At 68.3% G+C, this 10,109-nt stretch carries 14 protein-coding genes; 6 read left to right on the top strand and 8 right to left on the bottom strand.

Going from position 1 to position 10,109, the window contains the following annotated elements; translation table 11 throughout:
* The first annotated feature begins 1 nt into the window (after window position 1).
* Genes ACGFIF_RS00540 through mnhG form a run of 3 tightly spaced genes read left to right on the top strand, consistent with a single transcriptional unit; the run spans window position 2 to window position 1,205 of the window.
* A complete protein-coding gene (locus tag ACGFIF_RS00540) occupies window positions 2-568 on the top strand; it encodes a Na+/H+ antiporter subunit E (RefSeq protein ID WP_393149836.1) in 567 nt (188 codons plus the stop codon).
* Entirely contained in the window at window positions 565-843 is a 279-nt protein-coding gene (locus ACGFIF_RS00535; RefSeq protein ID WP_393149834.1) for a monovalent cation/H+ antiporter complex subunit F, read from the top strand. Before ACGFIF_RS00540 ends, ACGFIF_RS00535 begins: the two co-directional genes overlap by 4 nt.
* Window positions 840-1,205: a monovalent cation/H(+) antiporter subunit G gene (gene mnhG, locus ACGFIF_RS00530; RefSeq protein WP_393149832.1), complete on the top strand. Its 366-nt coding sequence runs from the start codon at window positions 840-842 to the stop codon at window positions 1,203-1,205. Before ACGFIF_RS00535 ends, mnhG begins: the two co-directional genes overlap by 4 nt.
* Before the next feature lie 10 nt (window positions 1,206-1,215).
* Here mnhG and ACGFIF_RS00525 read toward each other — a convergent pair whose 3' ends face one another.
* Both ACGFIF_RS00525 and ACGFIF_RS00520 read right to left on the bottom strand, forming a co-directional pair.
* Window positions 1,216-1,932: a hypothetical protein gene (locus tag ACGFIF_RS00525; RefSeq protein WP_393149830.1), complete on the bottom strand. Its 717-nt coding sequence runs from the start codon at window positions 1,930-1,932 to the stop codon at window positions 1,216-1,218.
* 125 nt (window positions 1,933-2,057) lie between these two features.
* Window positions 2,058-3,287: a PucR family transcriptional regulator gene (locus ACGFIF_RS00520; protein WP_393149828.1), complete on the bottom strand. Its 1,230-nt coding sequence runs from the start codon at window positions 3,285-3,287 to the stop codon at window positions 2,058-2,060.
* A gap of 194 nt (window positions 3,288-3,481) precedes the next feature.
* Here ACGFIF_RS00520 and ACGFIF_RS00515 point away from each other — a divergent pair, with 194 nt between their 5' ends.
* Window positions 3,482-3,904, top strand: a complete 423-nt coding sequence (locus tag ACGFIF_RS00515; protein ID WP_393149826.1) for a MarR family winged helix-turn-helix transcriptional regulator — start codon at window positions 3,482-3,484, stop codon at window positions 3,902-3,904.
* A gap of 15 nt (window positions 3,905-3,919) precedes the next feature.
* On the opposite strand, the gene ACGFIF_RS00510 is transcribed toward ACGFIF_RS00515, so the two are convergent.
* From ACGFIF_RS00510 to ACGFIF_RS00495, 4 genes are all read right to left on the bottom strand, one after another.
* The gene (locus tag ACGFIF_RS00510) at window positions 3,920-4,306 is read right to left on the bottom strand and encodes a hypothetical protein (protein ID WP_393149824.1); all 387 of its coding nucleotides are present in this window, start codon (window positions 4,304-4,306) and stop codon (window positions 3,920-3,922) included.
* A 25-nt stretch (window positions 4,307-4,331) separates the two neighbouring features.
* Window positions 4,332-4,682: a TraR/DksA family transcriptional regulator gene (locus ACGFIF_RS00505; RefSeq protein ID WP_393149822.1), complete on the bottom strand. Its 351-nt coding sequence runs from the start codon at window positions 4,680-4,682 to the stop codon at window positions 4,332-4,334.
* 299 nt (window positions 4,683-4,981) lie between these two features.
* Window positions 4,982-5,644, bottom strand: coding sequence for a response regulator (locus ACGFIF_RS00500; protein ID WP_393149820.1), 663 nt, complete (start codon window positions 5,642-5,644; stop codon window positions 4,982-4,984).
* Entirely contained in the window at window positions 5,637-6,626 is a 990-nt protein-coding gene (locus ACGFIF_RS00495) for a sensor histidine kinase (RefSeq protein ID WP_393149818.1), read from the bottom strand. The genes ACGFIF_RS00500 and ACGFIF_RS00495 overlap by 8 nt, the downstream gene beginning before the upstream one ends.
* 312 nt (window positions 6,627-6,938) lie before the next feature.
* Here ACGFIF_RS00495 and ACGFIF_RS00490 point away from each other — a divergent pair, with 312 nt between their 5' ends.
* Window positions 6,939-7,253 carry a TraR/DksA family transcriptional regulator gene (locus ACGFIF_RS00490; protein ID WP_393149816.1) on the top strand — a complete coding sequence of 105 codons (315 nt, stop codon included), beginning with the start codon at window positions 6,939-6,941 and terminating at the stop codon, window positions 7,251-7,253.
* A gap of 17 nt (window positions 7,254-7,270) precedes the next feature.
* Window positions 7,271-8,053, top strand: a complete 783-nt coding sequence (locus ACGFIF_RS00485) for a rod shape-determining protein (protein WP_393149814.1) — start codon at window positions 7,271-7,273, stop codon at window positions 8,051-8,053.
* A gap of 317 nt (window positions 8,054-8,370) precedes the next feature.
* Here the strand turns inward: ACGFIF_RS00485 and ACGFIF_RS00480 are convergent, their stop codons facing one another.
* Both ACGFIF_RS00480 and ACGFIF_RS00475 read right to left on the bottom strand, forming a co-directional pair.
* The gene (locus tag ACGFIF_RS00480; protein ID WP_393149812.1) at window positions 8,371-9,168 is read right to left on the bottom strand and encodes an ABC transporter permease; all 798 of its coding nucleotides are present in this window, start codon (window positions 9,166-9,168) and stop codon (window positions 8,371-8,373) included.
* A complete protein-coding gene (locus ACGFIF_RS00475; protein WP_393149810.1) occupies window positions 9,165-10,061 on the bottom strand; it encodes an ABC transporter ATP-binding protein in 897 nt (298 codons plus the stop codon). The genes ACGFIF_RS00480 and ACGFIF_RS00475 overlap by 4 nt, the downstream gene beginning before the upstream one ends.
* Between the last annotated feature and the right edge of the window lie 48 nt (window positions 10,062-10,109).

The raw sequence follows: 10,109 nt of genomic DNA, 5'->3' as shown, positions 1-10,109 counted from the left end.
GATGAACCGGAAGCGTGACGAATCGAACCGGCCGGCGCGACCGCGGGGACTGCAACTCCCGGTCCTCCTCTGGTTGACGCTGGTGTGGGTCGCGTTGTGGGGAGACCTGTCGGTCGCCAATGTCCTGGGAGGGCTGGCCGTGGCGCTGGTCGTCTGCCTCGTGTTCCCGCTGCCGCCGTTGCGGATGCACCTCCACGTGCGGCCACTGTGGCTGGGCTGGCTCGTCGTCCAATTCCTGGCGGACGTCGTCGCGGCGAGCGCCGAGGTGGCCTGGAAGACCCTTCAGTTTCACCGGCAGCCACGCAATGCCGTGATCGAGGTCGACCTGCGGACCCGCTCGGACTTCGTGCTCACGATCGTCGCCGAGATGGTGTCGCTCGTCCCGGGCAGTCTCGTCGTCGAGGCGCGACGTTCCACCCACACTCTTTTCCTGCACGTCCTCGACGCCCGGGACACAGCGGGCGTCGACAAGATGCGGAAGCAGGTCTTCGCACTCGAACGCCGGGTCGTCCTCGCGCTCGGGGCCGAGATCCAGCAACTCGACGAACCCCCGGGAGGACCGCGATGACCGTCGTACTCACCATCTGCGTCATCATGCTCGGAGTGTCCGCACTTCTTCTGGTCACCCGGATAGCGCTGGGCCCGACGATGCTCGACCGGTTGGTCGCGCTCGACGTCCTGCTCGCGGTGATGATCTGCGGCTTGGCGCTCGAAGCCGCGATCAACCGGCACACCACGACACTGCCGATCCTCGGGGTGCTGTCGCTACTCGGTTTCGTCGGATCGGTCAGCGTCGCCCGGTTCACCCGTGGCAGCGACGATGTCGAAGCGGAGGAATCGTGAACTGGACCGCCGTCGCTGACCTCGCCGCGGTCAGCTGCCTGATCCTCGGCGCGCTTCTCACCGTGATCGCGGCGATCGGGATCCTGCGCTTCCCGGACGTGCTCAGCCGGATGCACTCGGCCACGAAGCCGCAGGTCCTCGGCCTCCTCCTGGTACTGCTGGGACTCGGCCTGCGGCTCCGCGACCCGAGCAGCCTCGGACTGCTCGCCCTCGTCGCGCTGTTCCAGCTCGTCACCTCGCCGATCGCAAGCCACATGGTCGGCCGAGCGTCGTTCCGGGCCGGCCAGGTCCGCCACGACCTACTGGTGGTCGACGAACTCAGCGACGTACTCCCCGACCGTCAGGACCCGCCCCGCGAGTGAGCAACCGCCTTCACCTGTCCGTGCCCTGGATGAGGCGGTCCCAATCGATCCGTGCATGGCCCGGAGCGCCGTCACCCGCGACGAACCTCGTCGGGTTGCCGGCGGCTCGTGCGCCTGAGGCAAGCCATGCGGCCACGCCGGAGGGGTTGCGTCGTTCCAGTTCGTCGAGGTACGCGCGGCGGGCGTCGACTATGCGTAAGCGCTCCGCCGGCGAGGTGGCTCTCTGCAGAGCGGAGAAGCTGGCACGCCAGGCCAGGACCAAGGCGTCGTCGCTCAGTTCGGCCGCCTCGTCGACCGGTTCCGGTTCGAGGCTCATCGCAGTACGAGCGGGTATCGCCTGATGTGCATCAGGATGTCCGGGACTCGGCCGATGCTCGTGTTCTCTGAGCCGTCCGAACCAACGTCGAGCGACGTACGGCGATCCGCCGGCAATCAGCACCAGCATCAGCACCGCCATCGGCGCGCCAAGCAATGTGCCGAGGCTGACGAACGCCACCGTTCCTGCTCCGGCGACGACCCCGCTCCAGGCAACGGTCGGCCATCGATCCCGAGCGATCGGAGTGTTGTCCGCGGGGATCAGGGCGATCATCGCAACGACACCACCAGTGATCGCGGCGAGGAGGAACAAGAGGATGACTGTCGGCGGTGGCAGTGTGAAGGCGGCCAGTCCACCCATCAGTCCGACGACGCCGCAGAATCCCAGCCAGGCGGCCCGATACGCCCTCATCCTTCCTCCTCCACCATGCATCGCTCGTACAAACAACTCTGCACTCACGAAGTCGCGGAGCGTATGGGTGCGACCGGCCATTCCTGGCCCGCCCTGGTGGCCGACGCCCGGCAACCAAGGCCCGGTCAGACGCCTGCGGGCAGGTCCTGTGCCGGCCAGTCCAGGAGGCGTGCGCCGAGTACGGCGGTGTGCAGCACGTACCGCTGGATCGGGTCGCCGGGATCGTGCCCGGTGAGATCCTTCACCTTGGTCAGTCGGTACGTGACAGTGCGGACCGAGATGTTGAGCCGGCGTGCCGCCTCAGTCGCGACCTCACCGGTCGCGAAGTACGCCTCCAACGTCTGCAGAAGCGGCTCGGCGCCGCCGCGCGCCAGGGCCAGCGGCGAGAGCACAGCCTGGATGAGATCGACGATGGCAGCCTGGTCACGAATGACCACCCGGTACACGAGCATGTCGCGGGCGTCGACGACCGAGGCCTCCAGTTGCAGCCGGTTGGCAAGCACGAGCGACTCACGTGCTTCCTCGTACGAGCGCGCGATGCCATAGGCACCGGGATAGGGCCGGCCCGCTGCGACGCGCCACTCACGCCCGGCCCGATGCCGGACCAACTCGTCATGCACGAGGCTCCCCGCATCCTTGGTGACAGTGCGCGGTGCGGTGCTCGGTGCGGTGGCCGGGACCAGCACGACCAGCAGCCCCTCCTTGGTCGCGACGAGCACCTCGCGGTCCCCGAAGCGGTCGAGGATGAACCTTTCCAACAGGCCGGCGCTGGCGTCATCTTCGGCGAGTCCGTCGGCCGGCCTGGCCAGCACCACCTGATGCGGCCGGCCGAGGTCGAGTCCGAACGGCTCGGCGCGCTCGACGATCCCGGAGAGATCGGGGTCACCTCTCAGCAGGTCGTCGACGAGCTCGCGGCGCAGTGACTCCTCCTGCCGGATCAGCTGCTTGGTGGCTGCCTGGTAACTGTCCACCAGGATGGCGATCGCTCGCCCGACCGCCTGCAGGACGGACTGAGCCGATGCCCGAACGGTGTCACGATCGCGGTACGGCACGACATCCGGTAGATCGCGCCACATCCGCCAGGCGGCGGACAGGTAGAGGTCGACCACCCGCCCGGCGGGGATGCCTTGCTCGGCGGCCCGGCGCCCGAGTTCGCGCACGATCGCCAACTCGTGCTCCTGTGGGCGTCGCCCGGAGATGGCGGCGTCGGCAAGCAGGGAGAGGTACTCGACCAACAGTTCGATCGGCGCGTGGGAGTCCCCGGCGGCTGCCTGCGCGATCGCCGTCAGCCAGGCTTCGTCCGCGCTGTTCCCGGGTCCGGAACCCGGCAGCGGCCGACCTTCGGTGGCGCTCATGTCCCTTCCCTCCGCGCTGGACGGGTGCGAGGTTGGGCGTGCTCCCAGTAGACCATCGTCGCCGCTGCCCGACTGCGAGACCATTCACGGAGTGCTTTTATATCGTAACACGATACAATTGGTTTGACGTGGCCGGCCGGCAAAGCCACCGTGAAGGTGATCACTGACGGATCGACAGGACGGAAGACAGTCGCGTGGCCGAACCACTGACGAAGGCGGATTTCGAGGCTCTGGCACGCTTCCGCTTCGGCATTCGCCGGTATCTGCGGTTCAGCGAGCAGACCGTTCGCGCGCACGGACTCACGCCGCAGCAGTATCAGTTGCTGCTCGCATTGAAGGGATATCCCGGTCGCGAGTGGGCCACCCTCAGCGAACTGGCCGACCGCCTCCAACTGCGTCACCACAGCGTCGGCGAACTCGTGAACCGGGCTCAGGCACAAGGACTTGTGGATCGGACCCCACATCCGGGCGACGCCCGCGCCGTCCGGATCCAGCTGACGCCCGAGGGAGACCGTGCCCTGGCTCGCTTGAGTGCCTTGCACCGCGACGAGCTCCGCCGGATGAGAACCGCACTGGCAGTGCCCGACTGGGGCGGTCCCGTCGACGACGACGACTGACGACGTCCCCGCGGGCTATTCCTCCGGGCGCCTCCTGATCTGCAGGCCGGGCCGACGGCGATGGACGGTCAGGTACGACAGTCCGGCCGGGCCCGCGGTGAGCTCGCGGGCGGCGCCGTGGGGCAGCCAGATGAGGTTGCCGTTAGCAACTTGTTGGCGGCCCTCCGGCGTGCCGACCGAACCGTCGCCCGCAACGACGACGAGGACGACGTCCAGATCCGGCTCGACGTGAGAGTCGACCTGCCGGCCGGGCGGGAGATGCACCAGGTTGGCGTCGAGCTGGCGACCTGGCTCGGCCAACGTCCACCGCGCGCCGGCCGGCACGCGCGAGTCGCCGGCCAGCGCGTGCAGGTCCGCCAGGACCCGAGCTGTGGGTTCCTGCGTGATTCCGTCCATCGCCATGCGACCAGGCTGACCGATCGTCCGGTCAACTGCCAGTGGAGTAGTGGCAGGGCAGGCAGAGGCCGGCCATCGGGACGATCTCCAACCGCTCCGCGGAGATCTCGTGGCCGCAGCGTTGACACCTACCGAAGGAGCCGATCGCGAGCCGGAAGAGCGCAGCGTCAATCTCCGCCAGCACGGTCCTCGCGCCGGTCATCAGGGCCTCGGTCACCTCACGCTGGGCGCCGGCGGCGGCGACCGCTTCGTACGACAGGTCTCTGAGCTGGTCGAGCCTGAATCGGCGCTGCTCCTCGAGCTCCCTGCGGAACCAGTCCAGGTCAGTGTCGCGCCGGCCGGGTGGGTCACTGGGTTGCGCTACCTGATTCAGCTGACTCATCGAATCCTCCTCACGGCGGCACTCCACTGCGCCGCCGGCACCTGCGGCGAGCTCGGGGTCCGCACAGACCACAACCATCGCCGCTCCCCGGCGGACTCAGTACGGCGCCGACCGGCGAAGCCAGGACGCCGAGATTGCCGGGGATCGGCAACCCTCGCACGGTTCCTTGGTTTCTATCGCACTACGACATAGTTTCGGAGTGAGCCTTTGCCGGTGACGGTGCATCGGATCGAGTGCGGCGAGTAGGAGGGCTGGGTCTCGCCATGCGCCGTCCGGCAGGGTTCGATCGAGCCGACCCGTCAGGGCTCGATCAGACCCGCCCGGATCGCGTAGCGGGCCAGCTCGAGACGGTCACGCAGCCCGAGTTTCTGCAGCATGTTGGCCCGGTGCCGTTCGACGGTCTTGATGCTGATGAACAGCAACCCGGCGATCTCCTTCGACGAATGTCCTTCCGCCACGAGCTTGAGGACTTCCTCCTCGCGGGCGGTCAGCACCTGCTCGGGGATGTCACGACCGTCGCGGGCACGATCCAGGTAGTTGCGGATCAGCGCCCTGACGGCGCCCGGGTAGAGGAAGGGCTCACCGCGCATCGCCGCCCGGCAAGCCTCCACCAGGTCACGATCAGCGACCGACTTCAGGACGTAGCCGGCGGCTCCGGCCCGCAGTGCCTGGAAGAAGTACTGCTCGTTGTCGTACATCGTCAGCATCAGGATGCGCAGCCCGGGACGCTGCGCCGAGATCTCGCGAGCGGCCTGAAGACCGGTCAGGCGTGGCATGGCCACATCGAGGATCGCAAGGTCGACGTCGCCGGACAGGGCCAGGTCAACGGCTTCCCTGCCGTCGGCCGCTTCGGCGACCACGGTCAGATCGGGCTCGCCCTCCAGGATCAGCCGTACGCCGCGACGTACCAGTGCATGGTCGTCGGCCAGCAGGATGCGCGTCACCGGGTCCGCCTCAGGCATGCCGATCCTCCACTCCCGCCAGCGGCACCCGGAGCTCCACCTCGGTACCGCCGGCCGGCTCGGTGCGTAGCTCGAGGGCGGCGCCGACCAGAAGGGCGCGTTCGCGCATACCCCGGATCCCAGCCCCTTCATGGGAGAGCCCGAGACCTCGGCCGTCATCGCGGATCCGGAGGTTCACCACGTCCCCGTCGTGGGCGAGGCTGATCTCGACCCGGGTCGCGTCGGCGTGGCGAGCGACGTTCGTCAGGCCTTCCTGGGCGACCCGGTACAGCACAAGCTCGGTCTGCTCGTCCAGCGGCGGCAGACCGGGCTGGAAGCGTTGACGGATCGACAACCCGGTGTGGGTGGACAACTCCTCGGCCAAGGCCGACAGCGCACTGACGAGTCCGAGGTCCTCCAAGACGCCGGGCCTCAGTCGTTGAGCCAGCCTGCGGACCTCGTCCAGACTTGCACGGGTCGTCTCCTGCGCGTGGTGCAGCTCGGCGCGCAAGCCTGGCTCGTCGACCCGGTTGGCCGCCCGCTTGAGCTCCAGCAAGACCGCGGTCAGGCTTTGGCCTACCTCGTCGTGCAGCTCCTGCGCGATCCGCCGTCGCTCGGCCTCCTGCGCGGACAAGGCGCGGGTGGTGCTGGCCGCACGCTCGGCCTCCAGCCGGGCCAGCATGTCGTTGAATGCCTGGATCAGGCGCGACACACCACCCTGCCCGGCGATCGGCAACCGCTGGCCGGGACGGAGCAGATCGACAGTCGCCATCCGGCGGGTCAGCCGCTCCAACGGAGCCAGCCCGATCTGCAGCAGCGCGGCGTTGGCCACCAGCATCACGGCCAGGCCGCCAACCAGGACGACGGCTTCGGTGAACAGCACCGGCACAGACACGGTGACCGGCGCCCAGAGCAACAAAGCCGTCGCAGCGGCGAGCACCACCGCGTTCAAACCGAAGATGCGCCAGAACAACGGCGACGAAGGCGCCCTCAGCTTCACCACCGCGACATCACCGCAGCTCCACAGTTCAATTCCGGGCGGTCGCCCGAAATTGCATACCGTACAGCCTGCCCTCTTCCCGATGACAAGTCGATCCGGAGCCGGGCTGCGCGACCGCCGGCGTCTACAGCCCGCCCACCCGCGGAAATGGGTGTCAGGCCCGATGGCCACCGCGCACCGCGTCGGTCATGGTGGTGGCACGACACGGTCCCCAACCCGACCGACGTCGTACGCCGGCCGGCGTGCGCGATGCCTCCTGAGGCGCACGCCGGCTCTCATCATTCCCGAGCACGTTTCGAAAGGACCCGGATCCAGATGACCACGGATGTGGGCCGGACCCAGCACCCGACAAAGCACGAAGCACGCCAGCGCCTGGAACACGAGCGGAACTCCCGGCTCGCCCAGCTCCGAGCGATCGAGGAAAGCGCGCCGCACGCCGACAAGGGCCTGCAAGCTGCTCAGACGTCGGCGATCCGACGCGTCCTCGAGGAGATCGACGCCGCGGGCGAGCGTCTGACCGACGGATCCTACGGAACCTGTCGGAGCTGTCGCAGTGCCATCCCCGCCGAACGGCTGGAGATCCTCCCCTACGTCGCCCTCTGCGTCGGCTGCCAGCAACGCGCACTCTGATCGATGAGGCCACCACGATGATCGAGCTTCCGCGGCGGGGCGTGTTGCGCGACGGCGGTGTCTCGGCCGGCCGGGGTCTCGCACTGGATCTCGGCAGTGCGCGGACGCGGGCCTGGCTGCCCACGGTCGGCCTGGTTGTCGACGCACCCACCATCGCACCCCCGTTCGCGGAAGCCGGTTACCCCGTACGTCGGGGCACCATCGTCGACCCCGCCGGCGCAGCCGCCCTGCTCGGCCACCTGCTGAGAAGCCACCGTGCCCCCAGGTATCGGCCGGCCCTCGTCGTCGTGACCCATCCCGTCCTCTCGACGGATGCCGACAGAAGCGCGGTCCTGACCGTGGTCGAATCCCTCCGGCCGCGGGCTGTACTCACCATCGAGAGCGTCAGAGCCGCTGCCCTCGGAGCAAACGCCGATCTCGTCAGGCCCCTGCTGGTCATCGATCTCGGCGCCGACCTGACCGAGGTGGCCGTCCTGACGGGCGGCGCGCTGATCGAAGCACGTCGTGTCCCACTCGGTACCAGCGACTTCGGCTCGATCACCGTCGACGATCTTGTCGACGCGGTGGGCGAACTGGTGACGGTCCTGCTCCACCGACCCTGTGGCCCTCAGGTGGTCGACGCTCTGGACAGAGGTCCACTCCTCACCGGCGGCGGTGCGATGCGCCCGGCGATCACGTACCGACTCGCCAAGCGACTGTCCAGCCCGATCCAAACAGCTTTCGCACCACACACCGTCGCCGTACGCGGCGCCTGCGCAGCCCTCCTCGCCGCCAATCGCCATCCGGGCACCTCCGCCTAACCCGGCCTCTGCTACTGGTCGACTGATGGAACGGCGTCCGATCTGCAGGCGTTCGATCTCTGCGGGACTGTCCAAGTGCAGGATCTCCCCGACCCGGAGCAGCAGTTCGGCGGCCAGGGGGCCTTCGGTGCTGACACCAAGCGCGGGGTCGGCAAGGCTGTCGGGGTCTAGGGCCCTCACCCCGCGGCCGCGTCCACCTCATCTCCTCTACCCGCCTAACGCTCGTCATCCCGCGACACCGGAGGCCCTGTCGCTCGGTTGAGCGACAGGGCCTCTGGGCCGAAGAAGCGGCGTGGTGTCGTCCGGACAGTGCGGCGTCACTTCACCTCTGACTTCATGAGCAGCCGCAGGCCGAGAAGGGCCGGCAGAAGGATCCAGGCCGACGCTGTGACGGCGACGTTGGCCCACTGCTCAGCAGTCAGGGTGCCTTCGAACAGGGCGGCCTGGGCGTAGTTGAGGTCCACCCACGGCTGCAGGTCCCGGAACCACTCCTGACTGGATGCCAGGACACCGGAGACGGTGGGCAGCAGGAACGCGTAGACGAAGTACGCCACCAGTGCCCCCGCCGACCTGCGGATCACCATGCCCAGCATGGTGCCGGTCAGCAGGCAGAGCAGGCTCCCCAGGACGATGTTCAGCCCCTCGGCGAGCGACACGTCCCACACCATGTCCGTGCCGGCGATCGCGGTGCCGACAACGTTGCCGATCGCACCGATCACGAAGGCGAACAGCATCGAGACGACGCCCACGGCGATCGACGAGACCACCTTGGCCGCGATCACCCGGGTACGGCGCGGAACCAGCGTGAACGTCGTCAGACCGCTGCGTTGGCTCCACTCACCGGTGATCGACAGGATCGCGATCATCGGCAGCACCACGGTCATCGGGAATCCGATCGCCTTGGCGAAGGTGTAGTAGGTGAGGTCCGCGTCGGGGGCGAACGCGATCGTTCCGATCGTGGTCAGCAGGGCGGTGATGACGATGCTCGCCATCAGCCAGAAGCCGGAACGGGTGTCGAACATCTTCCGCAGTTCGACGCCGACGACTCGTCGAAGAGGTACGGCGTCAACGTCGGTGCGCTGGTCACCGACGGGGCGGACGGCGATGGCGGTCATGCTGCTTTCCTTTCTCGTTGGGTGTCGGCCGTGAGCTGGAGGAACATGTCCTCCAGTCCGCCGTCGGCGGTGCGCAACTCGACCAGAGGCACGGCTGCCTGCTGTGCCACTCGTCCGACCTGCGCCGGGTCCGCGTCGGTGTGCAAGGCCCCGTCATCCGCGACGGCGGCGTGGATACCGGATGTGTCGAGTGCCCGCTTGAGGGCGTACACGTCCGCTGCGCGGACAACGGTGCCGGCGGTTTGCAGGAGCTCCGTCTTGGAGCCCTGGCAAACGATCCTGCCCTTGCCGATCATCACGATGTCATCGGCGATGACCTCGATCTCGCGCAGCAGGTGCGAGGACAGCAGCACGGTTCCGCCGTCGTCCGCGTAGTCGCGGAGCAGGTCCCGCATCCAGCGGATGCCGGCCGGATCGAGCCCGTTGGCCGGCTCGTCCAGGATCAGCACGGCCGGGTCGCCGAGCAGGGCGGTGGCGATGCCGAGCCGCTGGCGCATCCCGAGCGAGTAGTTGCCCACCCGGCGGTCGGCCTCGGTCTCGGTGAGGCTGACCAGCCCGAGCATCTCCTCGACCCGGTGGCCGGGTAGCCCCATCATCCGCTGGGCGATGGTGAGGGTCTCCCGGCCGGTCCGGCCGGCGTGCTGGGCGGAAGCGTCGAGCATCACGCCGACCTCACGTCCAGGGTTCGGCAGGTCCGCGAACCTGCGGCCGGAGATGGTGGCACTTCCCGAGGTCGGCGAGGTGAGGCCGACCATCATCCGCATCGACGTCGACTTGCCGGCCCCGTTCGGACCCAGGAAACCTGTCACCCGGCCCGGCGGCGCGACGAAACTGATGGCGTCGACGACTGTGGCGGCGCCGTACTTCTTGGACAGCGAGTCGATGGTGATCATGCGCGATCGCCCCCTCGTGCCCAGACCCGATCATGGTGGTTCATGGCG

The sequence above is a fragment of the Kribbella sp. NPDC049174 genome (genome assembly GCF_043197365.1).
Lineage (GTDB): Bacteria > Actinomycetota > Actinomycetes > Propionibacteriales > Kribbellaceae > Kribbella.
The sequence above is the reverse complement of the archived record's forward strand: the minus strand, read 5'-3'. Positions and strand labels throughout refer to the sequence as shown.

Bases quoted from the DNA above. Each gene is read 5' to 3' on its own strand.
- ACGFIF_RS00500 (WP_393149820.1), bottom strand. From the start codon at position 5,644: ATGCCTGAGGCGGACCCGGTGACGCGCATCCTGCTGGCCGACGACCAT.
- ACGFIF_RS00505 (WP_393149822.1), bottom strand. From the start codon at position 4,682: ATGAGTCAGCTGAATCAGGTAGCGCAACCCAGTGACCCACCCGGCCGG.
- ACGFIF_RS00525 (WP_393149830.1), bottom strand. From the start codon at position 1,932: ATGAGGGCGTATCGGGCCGCCTGGCTGGGATTCTGCGGCGTCGTCGGA.
- ACGFIF_RS00535 (WP_393149834.1), top strand. From the start codon at position 565: ATGACCGTCGTACTCACCATCTGCGTCATCATGCTCGGAGTGTCCGCA.
- ACGFIF_RS00475 (WP_393149810.1), bottom strand. From the start codon at position 10,061: ATGATCACCATCGACTCGCTGTCCAAGAAGTACGGCGCCGCCACAGTC.
- ACGFIF_RS00480 (WP_393149812.1), bottom strand. From the start codon at position 9,168: ATGACCGCCATCGCCGTCCGCCCCGTCGGTGACCAGCGCACCGACGTT.
- ACGFIF_RS00520 (WP_393149828.1), bottom strand. From the start codon at position 3,287: ATGAGCGCCACCGAAGGTCGGCCGCTGCCGGGTTCCGGACCCGGGAAC.
- ACGFIF_RS00510 (WP_393149824.1), bottom strand. From the start codon at position 4,306: ATGGCGATGGACGGAATCACGCAGGAACCCACAGCTCGGGTCCTGGCG.
- ACGFIF_RS00540 (WP_393149836.1), top strand. From the start codon at position 2: ATGAACCGGAAGCGTGACGAATCGAACCGGCCGGCGCGACCGCGGGGA.
- ACGFIF_RS00490 (WP_393149816.1), top strand. From the start codon at position 6,939: ATGACCACGGATGTGGGCCGGACCCAGCACCCGACAAAGCACGAAGCA.
- ACGFIF_RS00485 (WP_393149814.1), top strand. From the start codon at position 7,271: ATGATCGAGCTTCCGCGGCGGGGCGTGTTGCGCGACGGCGGTGTCTCG.